Here is a 19,766-nt window from a genome sequence, read left to right as displayed (position 1 = left end):
TATGTAAAAGCAATAAATTTCTTTATTTAAGGTCGAAGTTTTGCTATTCTCAGGTTTTAATAATTTAAATTTAATGAATATAAACAAAAATGAGTTTTTATTTCTTCCGCTTGGGGGAGTAGGAAGAATCGGGATGAATGTTAGCCTATATCATTACCAAGGTAAGTGGATTACGATCGACCTTGGTGTTGGTTTTGCAGATGAAACTATGCCAGGTGTTGAGCTGCTCATTGCTGATATAGATTTTATTGCTCAAAGAAAAAAAGATTTACTTGGAATAATAATTACACATGCACATGAGGACCACTGCGGTGCAGTGCCCCACTTGTGGGAAGAGTTGCAGTGCTCCATATATACAACAAAGTTTACGGTTAATTTTCTTAAAGAGAAACTAAAAGAATTTCGATTGGAAGGTATAGTGCCTGTGAAAGAGGTAGACATAAATGGCAGCATAAATTTGGGTCCTTTTACCGTCGAGTTTATAAATGTAACTCATTCAATTCCTGAGGCAAATTCAATATTAATTAGCACTGAAATGGGTAGTGCACTCCATACCGGAGACTGGAAATTTGATCCAAAACCTGTTGTTGGATTAACTTCTAATATGGAGCGTCTAAAAGAAATTGGCGATAAAGGTGACCTGCTTGCAGCAATTTGCGATTCAACCAATATATTAAGCAAGCATCACCCTGAGTCAGAAGGTGAAATTTACAATAATATTTATAACATAATAAAGCGGTCTAAAAAATTAGTTGCTGTTTCGCTATTTGCTTCAAATGTGGCACGAATTGAAACGATAAGCCAAGCTGCAAAAGCACTAAATAGAAAAGTAGTTTTACTTGGTAGATCTTTATGGAGAATAGTGAAAGTTGCGCAAGATAGTGGTTATTTAACTGATTCTCCTCAGTTTCTTGAAGCAAAGGAAGCAGTAAATTTTCCAAGGGAAGAACTGGTGCTACTTTGCACAGGTTGTCAAGGTGAGCCACTGGCAGCTACCGCAAGACTTGCTGCTAAGAGTCATCAAGCATTTAAAATGCAGCAAGGTGATACCATGATCTTTTCGTCAAAAATCATTCCTGGAAATGAAACTCGTGCGCACAACATGCTCAATGCCTTTATTGAGATGGGGGTAGAAGTTATTACTGAAAAAACAGAGCATGTTCATGCTTCTGGGCATCCAACAAGAGAAGAGCTAAAGGAAATGTATTCTTTAATAAAACCGAAGATGTCTATTCCAGTTCACGGCGAATATATTCACACGCATGCACATGTAAAATTTGCTAAAGAGTGCGGTGTGGCAAAAGCAATAATGATTGCACCAGGTGATATTGTTAATTTGGAGAACGGAGAAAAGGTTGATTCAATTGATGTTGACTACTTTGGTATTGATGGTATGTTGCTACGTCATCCGGAGAGCAGTGTTATAAAAATGCGTAAAAGAATGAGAGATGCCGGAGTTATTGTGGTAACAGCAGTTGTAAACAAGAAAAATAAATTGCTTGCTAAACCAAAAGTATTTGTACCTGGTGTTTTTGAAGTGCTAGAAGATGCAGCTACCATACAGAAAATTGTCAAGAAAGTTGAGTCGTTGTTTAGTTTGCAGCCAACAAAAAAAATTAAAAATAAGATTGAAAGTTCAATATTGAGTATCTTAAAGGAATATTTACTAAAAAGACCTATAATTGAGGTTCAGATAGAACAGGTATGAAATGAATGAAGCTATTCGTTCATCTGGTGTTATTTATTTCGTTATTTATTCCTTATTTTACAAAAGCTGCTTTATATGTTGATATAAAAAAAAGCAGTGTTGGTAACATTGGTCTTGTTGTATCTAAATGTACATGTAAAACAGCGTTGGAAAGCGAATTAAGCGAAAATATTGCAAAGGTAATAGGAACAAATTTATCTAATTGTGGCTTATTTAATGTAAAACGTGGCGCGGAAGCTGAATCTAAATCTTGGAAAAGCGATACTGTAGTCACAGTAAGTTTAAGCGAAATATCTGGTAGTGCATTAGAGCTATCATTTCGTTTATTTGACACTTTTACAAAAAGAGAATTACTTACTCAGTCAGTTGTTTTTCCAGCAAAAGACTGGAGAAAAATTGGTCACCTCGTTTCGGATGTGATACATGATAGATTAATTGGTGAGAAAGGGCACTTCAACACAAAAATCACGTATATCGCTGAAGAAAAAGATAGCAACTACAAATCTGTGCGTAAAATTGCTGTGATGAATCAAGATGGAAGTAATATAAAATACTTAACAAATGGCGATAGATTTGTGTCAACACCGAGATTCTCACCAAATGGAAAGGGTATTGTTTATATCTCGTACGCAAATGGTAAAAGTTATATAATATTAAAAAATTTAAAAGATAACACTGAATCAATAATCAGCGCATTTGAAGGAGTTATTTCTGCACCAAGATTTTCTCCCGATGGTAAATCTCTTTTAATTTCCCACTCATTGGGTGGTGAAACGAATATATTATCTTTAGATTTAAGTAGTAAACGAACAAAAAAAATTACTAAAGGTTCAGCTATAAGCACTTCTCCCTCTTTTTCTCCAGATCAAAAGTATATGGCTTTTAGTTCTGATATAAGTGGGAGTCAGCAACTGTACGTTATCGATTTTACTAACAAAAGTAAAAAACCTAAAAGAATTAGTTTTGGAAGTGGAAGATATGCTACGCCTGTTTGGTCGCCAAAAGGAGATCTGATAGCTTTTACAAAGATTCAGTCAGGAAAATTTTACATAGGAGTTATGAAGCCAGATGGCAAAGAAGAACGTCTGCTTTCAGAGGGGCATAAAATTGAATCCCCGTCATGGTTACCAAATGGTAGAGAAATCATTTTTACAAGAACAGAATCACCAAGCAACTCTAAACTATATTTAGTAGACTTAGTAAAGAAAAATCAAAAAATGGTTTCCACTCCCACAAATGCTTCTTTACCGGATTGGTCTTATTTTTGAAAGTAGATTTATTGTATCTGTTCAGATGCATGGCTAATGTACAAATACTGAAACAAAAATTCCAGTGCTCCCTTTCTTGTCATCCCAGTGCTTGACACTGGGATCCAGATTGGGCACTAAGTTGGTAAACACGAAAGCGGTTAATCCTCTACAACGTTTTTGATGGAACTGTGCAAAAGGACTGGATTCCAGTGTCAAGGGGAATGTTCAAAAAAGTGTGTCAAACCGAAAAAAAAGTAATAAATTGATATAAAAAAATGGAGGTGTGACAATGAGTCAGAAAGTAGTAAACAGAACTAACGGATTGGTAGATTATAAAGAGTTGGAAACAAATATCCTGTCGTCTATACGAGAAGGAAGACCGTTGACAGGAAGGGAGGGAGCATTAACACCATTTATAAAAAAGCTGCTGGAGGCAAGTTTGGAAGGTGAAATAGAAAACCACTTATTAGCTGAAAGTGAAGAGAATAATCGAAGAAATGGGAGAAATGGAAAGACTTTACGGACAAGTGCCGGTTCATTTGAACTTTTGACGCCAAGGGATAGAGAAGGAAGTTTTGAGCCGCAAATAGTCAAAAAAAGGCAAACAAGCTTACATCCAGAGCTTGAAACGAAGATTTTGAGCACATTTGCCAGTGGTATGAGCTATAGAGATATAGCGTCACACGTTGAGGAAATTTATGATCACAAAATATCGGCGGCAGAGATATCAAGTATTACCGACAAATTACTGCCTATAATCAATGAATGGCGTAGTCGTCCACTGCAATCAGTATACCCGATAGTATTTATGGATGGGATGTTCTTTAAGGTCAAAGAGGATGGACATTGCGTAAGTAAATGTATGTACAATATATTGGGCATAGACCAAAATGGCAGAAAAGAAGTCCTGGGCTTTTATTTGGCTGAAAGTGAAGGAGCTAACTTTTGGTTGGGAGTGCTAAATGACCTCAAAGAAAGAGGAGTAGAAGATATTCTGATTGCATGTGTAGATGGGCTAAAAAGCTTTCCTGCAGCTATAAATAGTGCGTTTCCTAAAGCAGAAGTACAGCTATGTATAGTGCATCAGATAAGAAATTCACTAAAATATGTATCCAGCAAAGATGTGAAAGTTTTCATGAATGATTTGAAAAAAATATATCGTGCTACAAGTAAAGAAATTGCTGAAAATTACTTACTTGAGCTGGAAGAAAAATGGGGAGAAAAGTATCCTTTAGTTATAAAATCGTGGCAGAACAATTGGGAAAATTTATCTGGTTATTTCAAGTATTCTAGCCCAGTTAGAAGGCTAATTTACACCACAAATCCAATTGAGGGGCTACACAGACAGATCAGAAAATTCACTAAAACCAAGGGCTCATTTACCAGCACAAATGCCTTGTATAAACAGGTATATTGTGCTATAAAGAAGGTAGAGCAAAAATGGACTATGGCTCTGCCTAATTGGGCTTTAACTATGTCTCAACTTGATATTTTCTTTCCAGATAGATTGAAAATTGAGTTGAACTAAAAATGCGCTTTGACACACTTTTTTGAACATTCCCCATCTATTTCATCAAGAAAGAGGTATTTTACTGGCATAGAACGAAGCCCTACACTACTGTTTGCTCCGGTTATTACTACAATTCCCCCAGGAAATTCCTTACTTTGTACAGTATTGCCTGAATCTCTCGACCTTGGGTCTTTTACCTTACTTTTTAAACATGGCGTTTCTTCAATCAGTGGCGCAAATCTTCCCTTTGACCAACGTTTCCCCATTTCTACTGTTGGCTGTACTACCAGCATTGGTCCTGGTGTTTGATCAATTATATACCCTATCCAATTATTTCCTGCTTCTGTTCCTCCAATTTGCGCTCCTTTCATGAATATCACTTTTTCTGCAGGTGAAGATGGGGATAAAGAGTCCATGATTTCTCGAAGGTATGGGGAATGTTCAAAAAAGTGTGTCAAACCGCATTTTTAGTTCAACTCAATTTTCAATCTATCTGGAAAGAAAATATCAAGTTGAGACATAGTTAAAGCCCAATTAGGCAGAGCCATAGTCCATTTTTGCTCTACCTTCTTTATAGCACAATATACCTGTTTATACAAGGCATTTGTGCTGGTAAATGAGCCCTTGGTTTTAGTGAATTTTCTGATCTGTCTGTGCAGCCCCTCAATTGGATTTGTGGTGTAAATTAGCCTTCTAACTGGGCTAGAATACTTGAAATAACCAGATAAATTTTCCCAATTGTTCTGCCACGATTTTATAACTAAAGGATACTTTTCTCCCCATTTTTCTTCCAGCTCAAGTAAGTAATTTTCAGCAATTTCTTTACTTGTAGCACGATATATTTTTTTCAAATCATTCATGAAAACTTTCACATCTTTGCTGGATACATATTTTAGTGAATTTCTTATCTGATGCACTATACATAGCTGTACTTCTGCTTTAGGAAACGCACTATTTATAGCTGCAGGAAAGCTTTTTAGCCCATCTACACATGCAATCAGAATATCTTCTACTCCTCTTTCTTTGAGGTCATTTAGCACTCCCAACCAAAAGTTAGCTCCTTCACTTTCAGCCAAATAAAAGCCCAGGACTTCTTTTCTGCCATTTTGGTCTATGCCCAATATATTGTACATACATTTACTTACGCAATGTCCATCCTCTTTGACCTTAAAGAACATCCCATCCATAAATACTATCGGGTATACTGATTGCAGTGGACGACTACGCCATTCATTGATTATAGGCAGTAATTTGTCGGTAATACTTGATATCTCTGCCGCCGATATTTTGTGATCATAAATTTCCTCAACGTGTGACGCTATATCTCTATAGCTCATACCACTGGCAAATGTGCTCAAAATCTTCGTTTCAAGCTCTGGATGTAAGCTTGTTTGCCTTTTTTTGACTATTTGCGGCTCAAAACTTCCTTCTCTATCCCTTGGCGTCAAAAGTTCAAATGAACCGGCACTTGTCCGTAAAGTCTTTCCATTTCTCCCATTTCTTCGATTATTCTCTTCACTTTCAGCTAATAAGTGGTTTTCTATTTCACCTTCCAAACTTGCTTCCAGCAGCTTTTTTATAAATGGTGTTAATGCTCCCTCCCTTCCTGTCAACGGTCTTCCTTCTCGTATAGACGACAGGATATTTGTTTCCAACTCTTTATAATCTACCAATCCGTTAGTTCTGTTTACTACTTTCTGACTCATTGTCACACCTCCATTTTTTTATATCAATTTATTACTTTTTTTTCGGTTTGACACACTTTTTTGAACATTCCCGTTTTGGATTTTGCTTTGCGTTGTGTGATAGCTTTCTTTAGTGTCTTGACTGCGATAAAATTGATACTGAAAACACATGCAGAAGTTATTGCAAGTGCTGGAAAAGGGGTCAAATTGAACATTGGTAAAATTGCTACAATCGTTCCAGCTGTGAGTAAAAATGCTAACTTCTTGCTTCCAATGATCTTGTTTTTCTTAGCTTTTATCGGATTTAGGCTTTTTAGCTTACCTTTTAGCTTTTTGAGACCATTTTTGAACATTTTTCCCCTTTTTGAATCCTTCTCTACGTGTTTAGTTTTGAATACTTTTATTTTCCACTTGTTATCTTTTTCGATATTTTCTGCTTTAGAGGTTAATTCAACTTTTTTCTGCCATAGCGTAGGTTTCATCACAATTTCAGGGCTTAGCGGTTTCGGCTTATCGTTAGCTTCTTGAACTTTTTTATGTTTTTTCGGCAAAGCTATATTCTTTAAGCCCTTTTTCGCTTTTTTATATAAGTTCTTTATCTTGCTTGGCATTTTTACGTGAATTAAGATACGATATCGCAGAATTTATCTATTAATTCCTGGTTGTCCTCTATCATTGTATTTGCCTCTTGCTGCAGATATTTAATATTTTTGAATGTAATATTATCCATCTCAGCTGATGCTACTTTCAGTTGTGATTGTATTCTTATATATTTGTCGCCTATTACTTGATCGAGCTGATAGTTTACTGCATCTAAACTTGAAGCAAACATCACATGTAGTAGTGGTTTTATCCACCCTATTCTTCCAAATCTCCTTGAATTAGCATACTTTATACTTCTATTTGTTCTTCCAGTACCTATTGATACCAGTACAATATCATCATTTGGAAACAACCTCTTGCCACTTGCATATGCACAAGCAGCTGGATTATTGGCAAATACCCCGCCATCCACTAATACTCTGTCTATCTGGTTGATTTTTAGATGTTTTGGTATGAAATACGTTGGTGCAGCTGTTGTAGCTCTGAGCGCGTCTTTTAGTTTAATAAAGTTTCTGTCTTCTCTCCAGCTTTTAAAGAAAAATGGGCAATTATTGTGAATGTCATAACTGGTAAGCAGTAGATTACTTGAAACATCAGCAATAGTACTTTTGCCGAAGTATTTATCGAGAATGAATTCTATGTTTTTATATGAGTATTGAGCACCATTTAGCCAAGAAGCGATTGACCTTCTCCAGAATGATGATTCAAAGATATATGGTCCATACTTTTCGTAGAGTTCAACTAAATCGTTAGCTGAGTATTTTTGTGTACATAAACCTGCTGCAACAATCCCACCGGTTGAGGTTCCTGCCATAAGATCAAAGATTTCAGCAATCGGTTTCTTTGCTCTCTTTTCTATTTCTGCTAATATTATGGCCGGTATGATGCCTCTTATGCCTCCGCCGTCAACGGATAAGATATACTTTGTCATTGTGAAACTTAGTTATTATTTTTGTTTGTGAATGGCTTCAAGTTCATTGACTTCTTGAGTGAGGTTTTTCACTCTCTCTTCAAGTCGATAGACTATTTCTATTAGTCCTTGGTTTTTTTCTATAAATTTATCATGGATGTGCACCCGTAAATCGAGCTTGGCCAACCACCAGATTACTGCTACGGTTTGGATTAACATGGTAATAATTACCGTAATTGGGATTTTTTGATTTTGCATGTTTATATTGCCGATAATAGCTTATTTTCGGATTTATTCTGATCCTCTGCTTCTGCAAGTAGCTTAATGATTTCCCTGTAAGGTTTATCTTTATTGTGCCGTGATCTTAGTACAGCTACATCTCTTGGATTTTTTCCATCTGTGTCTCTAATGTTAGGGTTTGCGCCTTTTTCTAACAAAAGTTTAATTATCTCTAGGTTACCTTTGTATGAAGCTGCATGTAATGCTGTCCATTTTTCATATTTTGCTGTGTTTATATCAGCTCCTTTCTCTATTAGAAATTTAACAACCTCCAAACATCCTGCACCGGATGCATAATGTAATGCTGTTAATTCGGGAATCTGTGTATTAATATCTAATAGATTATTTGCTGAAAATTTTACAACTTCTAAGTTACAATTTTGAGAAGCAACGCGTAATATTGTTTTATAATTATCTGTAGCTTTTGCTTTCATATAGCAATAGGTAATAACAACACATATTATCATTGTTATACACCACCAAAAATGTAGCTTATTTCTTGAGTCTCTATTCATATTCAATACTTTTTCAACATTAAACATTGGTTTTACTGATTTTCCTTTAACGTTTACTGATAGATGCTGACAATGCAGTGCGATAACCTGAACTATCTAACACATGTTCTGCTCTGTCAATTATCCATTCACCGTCTATATCTTGATGAAACCCTAACAGGCTAAGTTTTGCCTCTGCAAATAGCTCTGGATTACCAGGCATAGTGATATCCAACACTGCATTATTTCGTTTTAGTTGTTTTAATTTAGCATTTGCCGAACTTAATGCTAACTCTGCATTCGAGTAAATTGTTTGTATGATATAACTTGGACTACCAGAGCCAACTGTTTCTGATATAGTTTCACCTCTTTCATAACTATGCCATTTTGCAATCACTGAGTTGTACCTGCTCACGGTAAAGTGCGCTTTCCAATTTATCGCGTCTTTAGGTCTAATCGCTGTTGTTCCTAAAGCTTTTCCAGTTGCCGACTTTGCTTTGCCTTTTGGAATAAAGAGTATATATCCGCCAGCTAACTTTGCCATTGCCTCGCGTTCTATTGCTATTTTTGTTAGTAAACTTATATCACTTTCTTCTGTTTGGTTAATATGTGGAATCAACACATTTTCAAATTCTTCTGCAACTCTGCACCCATATCCGTGTTTTTCTGCTATTTCCTTAACCAAGTTACCTAAAGTAATTTGATGCCATTCTTTAGATACTTTCTCTTTTAATGAGAGTCTTAAATTTGTTGCATGAGCCTTTATTAGTAAGGTTTTAGGTGGACTCTGCACTGTAATTTCATTAACCGTATATATACCCATAGGTACTACTCCAGTTTCTCTGTAACCCAGAGCAATATTTAATTCATTCGGAACATTTAAGTTTTCATCCCTGTAATCAATATGTACTTCGGCTACATCATCTATAGTTCCAGATTCATCGGTAAGGCGCAATGATATAACTTTATCTATAATTGATTCACATTTATCTATTATAAAATCTGGCTGCATTTATTCCCACACCCTTAATTTTGATTTTTGTACTATTTTCTGGATAATAGGAAGCTTTATCTTTAATCCAGCAGGCAAAAAGCTTCCATATTCTGCCAAACCTAAGTTCTCTGCTAGTGCTAATTCCACTACTCCATCAGTAAATCCGTAATGTTTCCAGCAAATCAGATCTAACATCTCATTTTCTTTACTCACATAGTATACAGTCATCTATAGCTCTTCAAACTCAAACTAAATTCAACTTTTCTTGGTAGTCCATTAGGTAAAAAATACATCTGCTTTTCTTCTAACCTAGTAATTACGAATTGTCCTAAAATATTACCTAAACTATCTACTAAAATATGTGGTTTTTCAGCTTCTTTCACACTCTTTAATTGATTTAGCCCGTTGAGATTATGCAGATAAATCATTCCTTCTAAATCTATATTTTCTACACCTTGACCGATATTTTGTAATAGTGGCATATTTTCAATACACTCAATCGTGCTCCAACGATTTTCTCTGCTATACTTTAAACTTGTGGGAGCAAACTTATACGGACCAAGAGATAGCATCAATAAAATGTCTCTACCGTATCAAATAAAACATCACGTGACTTTTCTCTTATCCTTTTTATTACTTCATCTGCAAGACTACGAACATCTTGGTTAGGTTCTGCTTTAATGCTGATAGTGTAATTATTAGTGATGTTCTGAGTTTTATTTTGTTCTTTATTTTCAAACTTACTCCTTGCAAATATCTTATCGCTCTCTGTCTCCTCAATAAGGCTTTTGACTCTGAAGCTATTTTTATTTCTCTTTGAAAATTCTTTAATTATACTGTTACCTAGCACAGGATTTCCACTGTTGAGAATATTACTCTTTATGGGAGTATGGACTGCTTTTATTTCAGTTTTTCTTTTTTCAAATTCTTTCAGTGGGCTATTTTCCAATACTTTTCCAAATACACTTTCCCCTATCCATGAAAAAGCTTTTCCTATAGGTTCAATGAGTGATTTCCACAAGCTAGAGAAAAAGTCTTTCACCTTTTGCCAGTTGGTGATAACAAGAGCTGCACCAGTAACAAGTCCAGCAACTAAAAGTCCTATAGGGTTAGCGAGTGTTATTGCTCTTAGTCCTGTTACTACTGCAGGAAAAACTGTAGCTGATAAAAATGAAAATACTCCAAGTAGGTTTGCTTTCAGACTAAAAATCGTACTTCCTAGCAATGTAAATCCGTATCCTAGTCCTACTGCTACAATTTTTAAACTTATCAAGGCTGCTACAGTACCCATGATCGCCGTGGTTAAAGTTGGATATTTTTCTGCAAACTCTGCTATATATCTAGTTTTTTCTTGTAAAAATTCAGCTATAGATTTTAAAGTAGGCAGCATTACTGAACCCAGATTCATACCAACTTCAGCTATTGCATTTCGAAGAAGTCGTAATTTATTGGCTGTAGTGTCTGCACGATTTTTAAATTCTTTTTGCAGAGAGCTTCCATACTTTTCTGTATTAGCCAATAACTTTATTGCATCTTCGTATTTGTTAAAACTTCCAGCTAATAATGCAATATCATCTTGATATTCCTGACCGAAAAGTTTCATCAGGATTGTAGAGCGTTCCTGGTTATCCATTTTCTTTAGAGTTTGAAAAAAGTGAAGTAGTGCTTCTTCCCCGTTTTCACTGATCCTTTGTACCATTTCTTCTGCAGTTATGCCCATTTCTTCTAGTGCTGCCTTGAACTCTTTTCCTTGACCTTCAGCAGCTTGAAGTTTGCTAAGTAGAGCATTGATTGCAGTTGCAGCTTTTGCTGGTTGTTTGCCTAAACTAATAAAAGTATTTACTAAGCTGCTTGTTTGTTCAAACTTTAATCCAAACTGCTTTGCAGTACCACCAACTATTGCTAGAGCTTCAACCATATCTCTTGCTTTAGCAGCAGTGTTATCTGACAAGTGGTTGATCACATTACCAACGTGCTCCATTTCACTAATATTAATTCCATAAACGTTAGAGAGTTTAGCTATGGAATCACCTGCTTGTTCTGCAGACATATCAAATGCTGTAGACATTTTTGCCACTGTTTCTGTGAACTGAAAAAGATCTTCTTTTTTGATACCAAGTTGACCACCGCTTGCAGCTATTTGTGCCAGTTCTGCCGCTGATAATGGTATAGTATGTGACATCTCTTTCAACTTCTTGGCAAATTTATCAGCTTCCTTTGTCTTTTCATCAAAATCAACTACTTTTGTAACATCAGCCATAGCCGATTCAAAATCAATCGCAACTTTAACTGGAGCTGCAAGCGTTAGCCCAAGCCCAATTGTTTCTATAATGTGTGTCTTAAAATGTGCTTTACTTGTTAAAACACTTTGGTGACTACGTATTGCAGATCCAAGCTTACCATACTTACCTTTCAGAGCTTCAATAGAAGAACCAAGTTTATATTGATCACTTACTAATGACTTAATATTTCTTCCACTTTTCCTTACTTCTTCATTGAATGAATGCAAGGCATCTCTCTTTTTCAAGTATGTTTCTTTTGCTTTTGTTGCTGATGCTTTAGCCTTATCAAACTCAGCTTTTAAAGTTTTGCTCGGTTTCTCTATCGCTTTCATTTGTTTAGCTAAAGATTTTACTTGATCTTCAAAGCCCTTCCATGACCTCCTGCTAGTCAAAACATCACTACCCAACTGCTTAAACTTTGATACTGATTTTAAAGATGAATCAAGCTTTCTTATATTCTCACCAAGACGAGTAAGTTGACTACTACTTCCCTTTATTACAGTACTGAAACTGCCATCCAAGATTGCTCCGATTTTTATAGATAACGTTGACATTTCGCTGCTTCATTCCATAGGATAAATTCATTAATTTCCATATCAAGCAAAGGCTCAATTCCACTACCAATAATAGAACTAAGCGTGATTACTTCTGACCTCAAGTCTTTTGGATAATTGGTGAAAAAAAATCTTTTAATACTTCTTGCACTTTCACATAGTCTGCAATATCTAACTCTTCAATCGCTTCTTTTGCAACTGATGTCAGATTGGCAGTCAAAGTTACTTCCTTACTCAGATCACTACCATTAAGGCGTTCTATTGCTAGATAATCCCTTACTTTTGGACGTCTAATGGTAAGTTCTGAAACAGAAATTCCATCAACTGTTATTGGGTTATTAAGTGTTATAGCTTGCATATTTCTCCTTAAAAAGTTAATTAAATAAAAGTCTGCTTGGCTTTTACATAACTAATTTTTTTATTATGATTGTGGTTCTATTACGCTTGTGCTTTATTGAAGTCCATTTTTCTAAATTTTTTCAATAAAAAAGTTAAAATATATTTAATGTCTACGCAGTATCTTTCTAGCCTTCTCGTAAATTGTATCTCTATGTCCTATTGTAACTATGGTTACTTCATATTTTGCAGTGTTGACATGATATATAGTACGGTAATCACCAACCCTTAGTCTTCTGCATCCCTTAAGACTATGGTGTAGCACTTCACCAAGATTAATAGGATCAACTGTAAGCCGCTCTTTTATTGCACTTATAACCCTTGATCTTACTGTTTTCGGAAGACTTGGGAGATCTCTTTCGAGAGCACTGTCTAGGAAGATAATAGTGTATCCCAATCTACGTCCTCACTTTTAGTCTTTTTTGCACCTTCAATATCATACTCATCAGCAACTGCAGATAATAAAATGTCCTCCTCTTCAAGCTCAATTGCTTCCCTGATTAACCTTTCTGCCAGTTCTTGAGCAGGCTGCTTAGCGAGCTTGGCCAGTTCAGCAAGATGCTGTGAAGTTTCTTTGCTAAGAGCTACATTAGTTCCAAGATTTGCCATATACTTTACTAAAATCCACCACTATGATTATTTTATAATGTTTTTCTAAACTTTTCAATAAAAAAAGCGTTCAAAATATATGCTTTATATTTTAGCATTTTTGTTTAATTTTATCAACCATATCAAATCCCTAAAACCGCTTGTAACAAAGCCATTTGATCAACACCGTTAATTCTCCGAATCATATTTTCAGCATCGATTTCTATTAATTCATTACCACCGATAGTAAGTTTATAGTAATGGGCAGCTACAGTGCATTTGAGAGTTGCTTTTTCAGCAGGTTTCCAGGCTACGTGGAACGCCTGCATCACTTAAGATAGCACTAAAATGGGCAAATATAGAAGATATTACAATTATCGAAGAACCACCTGGTAAACATTTTTTTGAACTGCAAATAGGAATAAAAGATGTTCCAAATGACTTTTTTGTAGATGCAGTAGTAGAACTTGCAAAACTATCACTACCAGCAAGATCGCGGCTAATGAGGATTTTTAATGACCACTACAACGTTGATAGGTTTATTTTAGATGAAAGTTTATTTGGAAGTTTGTTATCAGACTACTCTGGTATAAAAGTTGAAAAAAATGGGCCAGTGTTATCGTTTGGAAGAGTAAATTTTTTCAGTTCTAGAGGTCCGTTAGTAGAGATTGTAGACAACTATTTAAGAGAGCATTATGAACAAACATTTAGTAATGACATATATCGATTAGATGTAGCAGTACTTGGAGAAACCGAGCCTCACACGAAGAATTGTAACGGTATTTATGAAAGAAGTCATCAGTGGAATAATTTAAAAACGTTATATCCGCTACCACAGAGCTTATTACCAGCAATTAAGTTTGCAAAGGCGCAGATAGTATTATCGTACAGTTGGAGTTTAGGAGAAATAAACGCATGTTTTCCGGTTACGAGTGCAGAAGAGAAAGGAAGTAAATTTTTACTAGGAAGTGATAAACTATCCGAACAACTGTGGAATTTAAAATACAAGCCAATTTTAGAAAGGTTTAGCGTTACTCACCACTACAAGGTAGAAGATTTTACCAACCAGAAAGTTATAAGATTTGGTTTAGCAGAAGACAATGTTCATTTTGAAAGCGATTTAAATTCAGAGCAAAAGGATTCAATACATAAATTAGAAAGTTACATTTTAGTATTGTACGGAGGTGTCTTAACTTGGCACGAACATCGACATTTGAATAGAAGTTGGGAAGAAAAACAGGTCATATGTTTAATACGCTAAATACTTATATTTATATCTTCATATATTACATTAACATTCGGTAAAAATGTGTGTTTTTTGAAAAAAAAGAAGTTGCTTTTTGATATCAAAACAGGCATAACTAGAATAGTAGTGGGTAAACATAAGAAGTTTACTTTACGCTAGAATGAGCCAAATTGGCCATTTTATGTATGTTTTTATAGTGAGGTACACAATGAAGTTTAGCAAGGAAAAGAGAGAAGCTTTTAGTAAGTTTTTTAAAGAAGTATCAAGCAACGGATTTAAAAATATTAATAAAAGAAATGAAGAAGGAGAGACGATATTGCATCAAGCAGTAGAAATCTCCGATCACAAAACAGTGAAGTTATTAATAAAAAAAGGAGGGGAGATCAATGCAAGAGATAAAAATGGTTATACACCACTGCACTGTGCAGTATTTGCGAAAAGTTTAGAAAATGTAAAAGTGCTGATAAGGGGAGGAGCAGAAATAAATGCCACTCAATATATCAGCGGATGTGCGCCACTGCACTCTGCATGCAGGATAGGGGCAGGAATTGCAATAATAAAAGAGCTAGTAAAAGCAGGAGCTGCCATTAATCAACTGGATAAATATGGTGCAACACCAGTGTATTATATATGGGAGAGTGAAAGGTATTGCCTATGGGATAATGGAGAGAATGAAAAGGCGAGAAAATTCATGAGAGAACAAGGTGGAATAACAAAAAGTAGAAAAGTGACATGCTATGAAATAGAGAATTTAGTGGAAGAAATAGCATATATGTTGGATAGAAGCTATTTACCAGAGTTAAAAATAATAGAGATAAAAGAAATAAGAAAGAGAGATAAGGCGCTAATAAGGGAAGAGTGTAAAAATTTAGCAAGCAAGATAATGTGCAAAGTGAACGAAATGATAGATGAGGTGGTAAGAAAGAAGGCTTAAAAGAGGGGTTTAAATTTAAAGAAAAGGTGAGGTAAATTATGAGTAAAAAAGGAAAAGAGAAGTCAGCAAAAGAATTATTAGAGAACTCAGGTAAAAATATTAAGGAGACGAAAAAGGAACTGCATTATGCAGTAGACGCAAAAACAGTGAGGTTATTAGCTGAAAAAGGAGCGAATGTGAATGCAGTAGATGTAGGAGGGTATACACCATTGCACTTGGCAGTAACAGCCCAGAATCTAGAAAATGTAAAAGAGCTAATAAGATCAGGAGCAAATGTTAATGCTGAGGAATATGGGAGTAAGAATACGCCATTACACCTAGGATGTATGATTGGTGAAAAAGAGATAGTGGAAGAGCTAGTGGAAGCAGGAGGAGAAATAGAGAAAGAGGATAAGTTTGGGCTGAAAGCGATGGATTATGCAAAAAACAGTAAAGAAGTAACTGAGGTATTAAAGAAAGAAACAGACAGAATTGAAAAGTTATTTGAAAAGCGAAGGGGAAAACCATCTACGAGAGGCTAAAAATATGGAGGAAGAAATAGAAAAAAAGGTAAAGGATTTAGAGAAAGAATCATTAGAAGAGCTGAGGAAAATATGGAAAAAGGTATATGAGAAAGAAGCGCCTAGATACTCAAAGAAATATCTGGTACCAAGATTAGCATATAGGTTGCAAGAGGAGGAGTATGGAGAAATATCAAGAAAAGGAGCAAAAAGACTAGAGTATCTGGCAGATCGGCTAGAGAAGGGAAAAAGAATAAGTAGTGACAAACTTCCGGTAGCAGGAACAGAGCTAATATTAGAAAGAGGAGAAGAGATGCATGCGGTAATGGTAACAGATAGGGGTTTAATCTACAGAGAAGAGTTTTATACGTCATTGTCAGCAGTAGCAGGGAAAATAATGGGAATGAGTTACAACGGACCTTTATTGTTTGGAAGGGAATGTTCAAAAAAGTGTGTCAAACCGAAAAAAAAGTAATAAATTGATATAAAAAAATGGAGGTGTGACAATGAGTCAGAAAGTAGTAAACAGAACTAACGGATTGGTAGATTATAAAGAGTTGGAAACAAATATCCTGTCGTCTATACGAGAAGGAAGACCGTTGACAGGAAGGGAGGGAGCATTAACACCATTTATAAAAAAGCTGCTGGAGGCAAGTTTGGAAGGTGAAATAGAAAACCACTTATTAGCTGAAAGTGAAGAGAATAATCGAAGAAATGGGAGAAATGGAAAGACTTTACGGACAAGTGCCGGTTCATTTGAACTTTTGACGCCAAGGGATAGAGAAGGAAGTTTTGAGCCGCAAATAGTCAAAAAAAGGCAAACAAGCTTACATCCAGAGCTTGAAACGAAGATTTTGAGCACATTTGCCAGTGGTATGAGCTATAGAGATATAGCGTCACACGTTGAGGAAATTTATGATCACAAAATATCGGCGGCAGAGATATCAAGTATTACCGACAAATTACTGCCTATAATCAATGAATGGCGTAGTCGTCCACTGCAATCAGTATACCCGATAGTATTTATGGATGGGATGTTCTTTAAGGTCAAAGAGGATGGACATTGCGTAAGTAAATGTATGTACAATATATTGGGCATAGACCAAAATGGCAGAAAAGAAGTCCTGGGCTTTTATTTGGCTGAAAGTGAAGGAGCTAACTTTTGGTTGGGAGTGCTAAATGACCTCAAAGAAAGAGGAGTAGAAGATATTCTGATTGCATGTGTAGATGGGCTAAAAAGCTTTCCTGCAGCTATAAATAGTGCGTTTCCTAAAGCAGAAGTACAGCTATGTATAGTGCATCAGATAAGAAATTCACTAAAATATGTATCCAGCAAAGATGTGAAAGTTTTCATGAATGATTTGAAAAAAATATATCGTGCTACAAGTAAAGAAATTGCTGAAAATTACTTACTTGAGCTGGAAGAAAAATGGGGAGAAAAGTATCCTTTAGTTATAAAATCGTGGCAGAACAATTGGGAAAATTTATCTGGTTATTTCAAGTATTCTAGCCCAGTTAGAAGGCTAATTTACACCACAAATCCAATTGAGGGGCTACACAGACAGATCAGAAAATTCACTAAAACCAAGGGCTCATTTACCAGCACAAATGCCTTGTATAAACAGGTATATTGTGCTATAAAGAAGGTAGAGCAAAAATGGACTATGGCTCTGCCTAATTGGGCTTTAACTATGTCTCAACTTGATATTTTCTTTCCAGATAGATTGAAAATTGAGTTGAACTAAAAATGCGCTTTGACACACTTTTTTGAACATTCCCTATTTTATCCAATCGAAGCGGGGAATTTGAGTGGATAATTTTGTTATAATTAACTAAGAGCTTGTTAAGTTACGATCGTATCACGTCTGCCGTTAATAACTATTTCACCTACCGCAACTGCTGCAAAAACAAAACAATAATATACTTTTGTTAGTACGATAATGGGTGACAGAGAAGCAATGCTGCTTGCTAGTAATACTTGAGAACCATAAGGTAAGATACTTTTTGTGATCGAAGTAAATACCTCTAATAAGTACGCACTACGGTGTGGTGCAATGTTATATCTTTGTGCAAGTCTTTTTGCAATATTACTAGTTAATAAAATAGCAACAACATTGCTGGAAACTAAAATAGTAAACATAGATGATATTCCTGCAATCATAAGTTCAGCTTGACTTTTCGTAAGATTCACTTCATCGGTGAATTTATCTATCTTTTTCTGACTGTATTCGTACATTAAGTGGCTTAATCCACTACTGAAGAGAATAAATATCATTACTTCATTCATCTTATTAAAACCCCTAAATATGTCATGAGAATATTCAATAAGAGAATAATCAAAAAAAGCTGTTCCTAATATCCCGGCAATAACCATATTAACAGCTAATGTTACCAGAGTGTTTATTTCAAATAAACCCATAATTATTAAAGATATATAAGGTACAATTTTGATTACGGATAAGTAATTCAGACTTGAGATAGAAACAACTTCTGTACTATTTGAAATTATTACTAGATAAATAAGTATTATAACACCTGTAACAGATCCTGTCTTGAGGGTCAGTTTTAGTTTATCCTTTACTGAAGCTCCTTGTGAAGAAGTAGCCGCAATAGTAGTGTCAGATATCATTGAAAGATTGCTGCCAAACATAGAACCACCTATAACGGCTCCAACGCCTACCGCACAATCAAAAGCTCCATTTTGTGCTAGATTCACAGCTATTGGTGTTATAAGTGCAACAACTCCGATTGATGTGCCAATTGCACTTGAAATAAAAGCAGAAACCACAAACATTCCAGGAAGTAATAATCGTACTGGAAGAAAGCAAAGAGTTAAGTTAGTAATAACATTTATACTACCAAGTGATTCAGTAACAGTGGAGAATGATCCAGCAAATAGAAAAATCAAACACACGGTAAGAGTAGTTTTAGTACCCATACCTTTTATAAGAGTATCAATATTGTGCTGAATTTTGTTTTTATTGAGTAGAACAGCGAAAAATAATGCTGATAATAAGCAAACTAACGGTGAAATTTGATGAAAAGGATTATCAAGTCCGATAAAAGAAAAATAAATACCACTTCCAAGGTATAAGACTAGAAAGATAATTAGAGGAAGAAATGCAGCCACTTATATAGTTAAACAATTTAAAAATATACCAGACTAAGCTATTTAAAGCAATCACCAGTATTTTGCTTCCGCTAGTCTCTGTACGAAGTTAAAGGTATATCTATTTTCATAGTAACTCAATCAGAGTTAGATACGTATCCACTGTGATAGTGCAAGCAAGAGGGAGCTATCAAATTACTTTGAGAAGAGCGATAAGACAGCGAGCCTAAAACTGGAAGCTCGCCACCTCATGTACACTACTTTACATCAATTTTCTTAACATGTTTTTCCGACTTAGGTACACTTATATGTAATACTCCGTCTGAGAAATTAGCAGATATTTTATCTTGGTCTACATTAGCTGGAAGTTGAAAAGACCTATAGAAAGAACCATGATACCTCTCACGATGGTAATATTGTTTATCTTCTGACTCTTTTTCGCATTTCTTTTCACCTTTCACTATTAAATTATCACCAGATACACTAATATCTACATTTTCTTTAGAGATACCTGGCAATTCTAAAGATAGGCGATAGTTTTGCTCTGTTTCATACAAGTCACAAGCTGGCAATACACTGCCATCTCTTCTGAGGAGTCCAGGGTTAGTTCCCATAAAGAAGCTATTGAACATGTCGTCAACAGCTTTTTGCAGACCTCTTAAGCTAAAATTATCGCGATTATTGTTTTTATTTGAATGAACTAGATTACTCATGTTATACCTCC

22 protein-coding genes and 2 pseudogenes are annotated in these 19,766 nt (G+C 35.4%); 8 read left to right on the top strand and 16 right to left on the bottom strand.

All coding sequences use genetic code 11. The annotated features are described in order from the left end of the window. Nucleotides 1-73 precede the first annotated feature (73 nt). The 3 genes from OPR49_RS02430 (at nucleotide 74) to OPR49_RS02420 (ending at nucleotide 4,486) form a co-directional block, all read left to right on the top strand. Nucleotides 74-1,708, top strand: a complete 1,635-nt coding sequence (locus tag OPR49_RS02430; RefSeq protein ID WP_265027352.1) for a ribonuclease J — start codon at nucleotides 74-76, stop codon at nucleotides 1,706-1,708. 5 nt (nucleotides 1,709-1,713) lie between these two features. Beyond that, the gene (locus OPR49_RS02425; RefSeq protein ID WP_265027351.1) at nucleotides 1,714-2,976 is read left to right on the top strand and encodes a Tol-Pal system protein TolB; all 1,263 of its coding nucleotides are present in this window, start codon (nucleotides 1,714-1,716) and stop codon (nucleotides 2,974-2,976) included. Nucleotides 2,977-3,247: 271 nt separating this feature from the next. After that, nucleotides 3,248-4,486 (top strand): IS256 family transposase, encoded by a 1,239-nt coding sequence (locus tag OPR49_RS02420; RefSeq protein ID WP_265026724.1) that lies wholly within the window; start codon nucleotides 3,248-3,250, stop codon nucleotides 4,484-4,486. A 35-nt stretch (nucleotides 4,487-4,521) separates the two neighbouring features. On the opposite strand, the pseudogene OPR49_RS02415 reads toward OPR49_RS02420, so the two are convergent. The 14 genes and pseudogenes from OPR49_RS02415 to OPR49_RS02350 form a co-directional block, all read right to left on the bottom strand. After that, nucleotides 4,522-4,911 (bottom strand): annotated as a pseudogene (locus OPR49_RS02415) (phage terminase large subunit family protein); the annotation flags it as partial. A 24-nt stretch (nucleotides 4,912-4,935) separates the two neighbouring features. After that, a complete protein-coding gene (locus OPR49_RS02410) occupies nucleotides 4,936-6,174 on the bottom strand; it encodes an IS256 family transposase (protein WP_265026724.1) in 1,239 nt (412 codons plus the stop codon). Nucleotides 6,175-6,197: 23 nt separating this feature from the next. Further along, on the bottom strand, nucleotides 6,198-6,764 hold the full coding sequence (locus OPR49_RS02405) for a hypothetical protein (protein WP_265027180.1): 567 nt from the start codon (nucleotides 6,762-6,764) through the stop codon (nucleotides 6,198-6,200). Nucleotides 6,765-6,775: 11 nt separating this feature from the next. After that, nucleotides 6,776-7,687, bottom strand: coding sequence for a patatin-like phospholipase family protein (locus OPR49_RS02400; protein WP_265026767.1), 912 nt, complete (start codon nucleotides 7,685-7,687; stop codon nucleotides 6,776-6,778). A 15-nt stretch (nucleotides 7,688-7,702) separates the two neighbouring features. Further along, nucleotides 7,703-7,924, bottom strand: a complete 222-nt coding sequence (locus tag OPR49_RS02395) for a hypothetical protein (protein WP_265026768.1) — start codon at nucleotides 7,922-7,924, stop codon at nucleotides 7,703-7,705. A 2-nt stretch (nucleotides 7,925-7,926) separates the two neighbouring features. Next, nucleotides 7,927-8,460 (bottom strand): ankyrin repeat domain-containing protein, encoded by a 534-nt coding sequence (locus OPR49_RS02390; protein ID WP_265026769.1) that lies wholly within the window; start codon nucleotides 8,458-8,460, stop codon nucleotides 7,927-7,929. Between the two features lie 46 nt (nucleotides 8,461-8,506). Then, nucleotides 8,507-9,451 carry a contractile injection system protein, VgrG/Pvc8 family gene (locus OPR49_RS02385; protein ID WP_265026770.1) on the bottom strand — a complete coding sequence of 315 codons (945 nt, stop codon included), beginning with the start codon at nucleotides 9,449-9,451 and terminating at the stop codon, nucleotides 8,507-8,509. Continuing rightward, nucleotides 9,452-9,661: a tail protein X gene (locus OPR49_RS02380; RefSeq protein WP_265026771.1), complete on the bottom strand. Its 210-nt coding sequence runs from the start codon at nucleotides 9,659-9,661 to the stop codon at nucleotides 9,452-9,454. Then, nucleotides 9,658-10,005 carry a phage tail protein gene (locus tag OPR49_RS02375; protein ID WP_015589018.1) on the bottom strand — a complete coding sequence of 116 codons (348 nt, stop codon included), beginning with the start codon at nucleotides 10,003-10,005 and terminating at the stop codon, nucleotides 9,658-9,660. The genes OPR49_RS02380 and OPR49_RS02375 overlap by 4 nt, the downstream gene beginning before the upstream one ends. Further along, complete coding sequence (locus OPR49_RS02370) at nucleotides 10,005-12,269, bottom strand: phage tail tape measure protein (RefSeq protein ID WP_265027350.1); 2,265 nt, start codon at nucleotides 12,267-12,269, stop codon at nucleotides 10,005-10,007. Before OPR49_RS02370 ends, OPR49_RS02375 begins: the two co-directional genes overlap by 1 nt. Nucleotides 12,270-12,369: 100 nt before the next feature. Next, nucleotides 12,370-12,627: a phage tail assembly protein gene (locus OPR49_RS02365; RefSeq protein WP_254229419.1), complete on the bottom strand. Its 258-nt coding sequence runs from the start codon at nucleotides 12,625-12,627 to the stop codon at nucleotides 12,370-12,372. A gap of 144 nt (nucleotides 12,628-12,771) precedes the next feature. After that, nucleotides 12,772-13,062 (bottom strand): type II toxin-antitoxin system RelE family toxin, encoded by a 291-nt coding sequence (locus OPR49_RS02360; RefSeq protein WP_065095400.1) that lies wholly within the window; start codon nucleotides 13,060-13,062, stop codon nucleotides 12,772-12,774. Beyond that, nucleotides 13,038-13,274, bottom strand: coding sequence for a hypothetical protein (locus tag OPR49_RS02355; protein WP_265027349.1), 237 nt, complete (start codon nucleotides 13,272-13,274; stop codon nucleotides 13,038-13,040). The genes OPR49_RS02360 and OPR49_RS02355 overlap by 25 nt, the downstream gene beginning before the upstream one ends. Before the next feature lie 122 nt (nucleotides 13,275-13,396). After that, nucleotides 13,397-13,564 (bottom strand): annotated as a pseudogene (locus OPR49_RS02350) (phage major tail tube protein); the annotation flags it as partial. Between OPR49_RS02350 and OPR49_RS02345 the strand changes: the two are divergent. The 5 genes from OPR49_RS02345 (at nucleotide 13,540) to OPR49_RS02325 (ending at nucleotide 17,678) form a co-directional block, all read left to right on the top strand. Next, on the top strand, nucleotides 13,540-14,514 hold the full coding sequence (locus OPR49_RS02345) for a phage tail protein (protein WP_265027347.1): 975 nt from the start codon (nucleotides 13,540-13,542) through the stop codon (nucleotides 14,512-14,514). The pseudogene OPR49_RS02350 and the gene OPR49_RS02345 sit on opposite strands and share 25 nt — an antisense overlap. Nucleotides 14,515-14,707: 193 nt before the next feature. Beyond that, on the top strand, nucleotides 14,708-15,433 hold the full coding sequence (locus OPR49_RS02340; RefSeq protein WP_265027346.1) for an ankyrin repeat domain-containing protein: 726 nt from the start codon (nucleotides 14,708-14,710) through the stop codon (nucleotides 15,431-15,433). Between the two features lie 38 nt (nucleotides 15,434-15,471). Beyond that, nucleotides 15,472-15,954 (top strand): ankyrin repeat domain-containing protein, encoded by a 483-nt coding sequence (locus tag OPR49_RS02335; RefSeq protein ID WP_265027345.1) that lies wholly within the window; start codon nucleotides 15,472-15,474, stop codon nucleotides 15,952-15,954. A 4-nt stretch (nucleotides 15,955-15,958) separates the two neighbouring features. Further along, nucleotides 15,959-16,408: a DUF2924 domain-containing protein gene (locus OPR49_RS02330; RefSeq protein ID WP_265027344.1), complete on the top strand. Its 450-nt coding sequence runs from the start codon at nucleotides 15,959-15,961 to the stop codon at nucleotides 16,406-16,408. 31 nt (nucleotides 16,409-16,439) lie between these two features. Then, nucleotides 16,440-17,678 carry an IS256 family transposase gene (locus OPR49_RS02325; protein WP_265026724.1) on the top strand — a complete coding sequence of 413 codons (1,239 nt, stop codon included), beginning with the start codon at nucleotides 16,440-16,442 and terminating at the stop codon, nucleotides 17,676-17,678. Between the two features lie 98 nt (nucleotides 17,679-17,776). Here the strand turns inward: OPR49_RS02325 and OPR49_RS02320 are convergent, their stop codons facing one another. Continuing rightward, a complete protein-coding gene (locus OPR49_RS02320) occupies nucleotides 17,777-19,063 on the bottom strand; it encodes a Na+/H+ antiporter NhaC family protein (RefSeq protein WP_265027343.1) in 1,287 nt (428 codons plus the stop codon). Nucleotides 19,064-19,299: 236 nt separating this feature from the next. Then, a complete protein-coding gene (locus OPR49_RS02315) occupies nucleotides 19,300-19,755 on the bottom strand; it encodes an Hsp20/alpha crystallin family protein (protein WP_265027342.1) in 456 nt (151 codons plus the stop codon). Nucleotides 19,756-19,766 lie beyond the last annotated feature (11 nt).

The sequence above is a fragment of the Wolbachia endosymbiont (group A) of Bombylius major genome, assembly GCF_947251895.1.
Taxonomy (GTDB): Bacteria; Pseudomonadota; Alphaproteobacteria; order Rickettsiales; family Anaplasmataceae; genus Wolbachia; species Wolbachia pipientis.
This window is presented reverse-complemented; position numbering and strand designations above follow the sequence as displayed.

Excerpts from the sequence above, each read along its gene's own strand:
- OPR49_RS02430 (WP_265027352.1), top strand. The coding sequence starts at position 74 with ATGAATATAAACAAAAATGAGTTTTTATTTCTTCCGCTTGGGGGAGTA.
- OPR49_RS02425 (WP_265027351.1), top strand. The coding sequence starts at position 1,714 with ATGAAGCTATTCGTTCATCTGGTGTTATTTATTTCGTTATTTATTCCT.
- OPR49_RS02420 (WP_265026724.1), top strand. The coding sequence starts at position 3,248 with ATGAGTCAGAAAGTAGTAAACAGAACTAACGGATTGGTAGATTATAAA.
- OPR49_RS02410 (WP_265026724.1), bottom strand. The coding sequence starts at position 6,174 with ATGAGTCAGAAAGTAGTAAACAGAACTAACGGATTGGTAGATTATAAA.
- OPR49_RS02405 (WP_265027180.1), bottom strand. The coding sequence starts at position 6,764 with ATGCCAAGCAAGATAAAGAACTTATATAAAAAAGCGAAAAAGGGCTTA.
- OPR49_RS02400 (WP_265026767.1), bottom strand. The coding sequence starts at position 7,687 with ATGACAAAGTATATCTTATCCGTTGACGGCGGAGGCATAAGAGGCATC.
- OPR49_RS02395 (WP_265026768.1), bottom strand. The coding sequence starts at position 7,924 with ATGCAAAATCAAAAAATCCCAATTACGGTAATTATTACCATGTTAATC.
- OPR49_RS02390 (WP_265026769.1), bottom strand. The coding sequence starts at position 8,460 with ATGAATAGAGACTCAAGAAATAAGCTACATTTTTGGTGGTGTATAACA.
- OPR49_RS02385 (WP_265026770.1), bottom strand. The coding sequence starts at position 9,451 with ATGCAGCCAGATTTTATAATAGATAAATGTGAATCAATTATAGATAAA.
- OPR49_RS02380 (WP_265026771.1), bottom strand. The coding sequence starts at position 9,661 with ATGACTGTATACTATGTGAGTAAAGAAAATGAGATGTTAGATCTGATT.
- OPR49_RS02375 (WP_015589018.1), bottom strand. The coding sequence starts at position 10,005 with ATGCTATCTCTTGGTCCGTATAAGTTTGCTCCCACAAGTTTAAAGTAT.
- OPR49_RS02370 (WP_265027350.1), bottom strand. The coding sequence starts at position 12,269 with ATGTCAACGTTATCTATAAAAATCGGAGCAATCTTGGATGGCAGTTTC.
- OPR49_RS02365 (WP_254229419.1), bottom strand. The coding sequence starts at position 12,627 with ATGCAAGCTATAACACTTAATAACCCAATAACAGTTGATGGAATTTCT.
- OPR49_RS02355 (WP_265027349.1), bottom strand. The coding sequence starts at position 13,274 with ATGGCAAATCTTGGAACTAATGTAGCTCTTAGCAAAGAAACTTCACAG.
- OPR49_RS02340 (WP_265027346.1), top strand. The coding sequence starts at position 14,708 with ATGAAGTTTAGCAAGGAAAAGAGAGAAGCTTTTAGTAAGTTTTTTAAA.
- OPR49_RS02335 (WP_265027345.1), top strand. The coding sequence starts at position 15,472 with ATGAGTAAAAAAGGAAAAGAGAAGTCAGCAAAAGAATTATTAGAGAAC.
- OPR49_RS02330 (WP_265027344.1), top strand. The coding sequence starts at position 15,959 with ATGGAGGAAGAAATAGAAAAAAAGGTAAAGGATTTAGAGAAAGAATCA.
- OPR49_RS02325 (WP_265026724.1), top strand. The coding sequence starts at position 16,440 with ATGAGTCAGAAAGTAGTAAACAGAACTAACGGATTGGTAGATTATAAA.
- OPR49_RS02315 (WP_265027342.1), bottom strand. The coding sequence starts at position 19,755 with ATGAGTAATCTAGTTCATTCAAATAAAAACAATAATCGCGATAATTTT.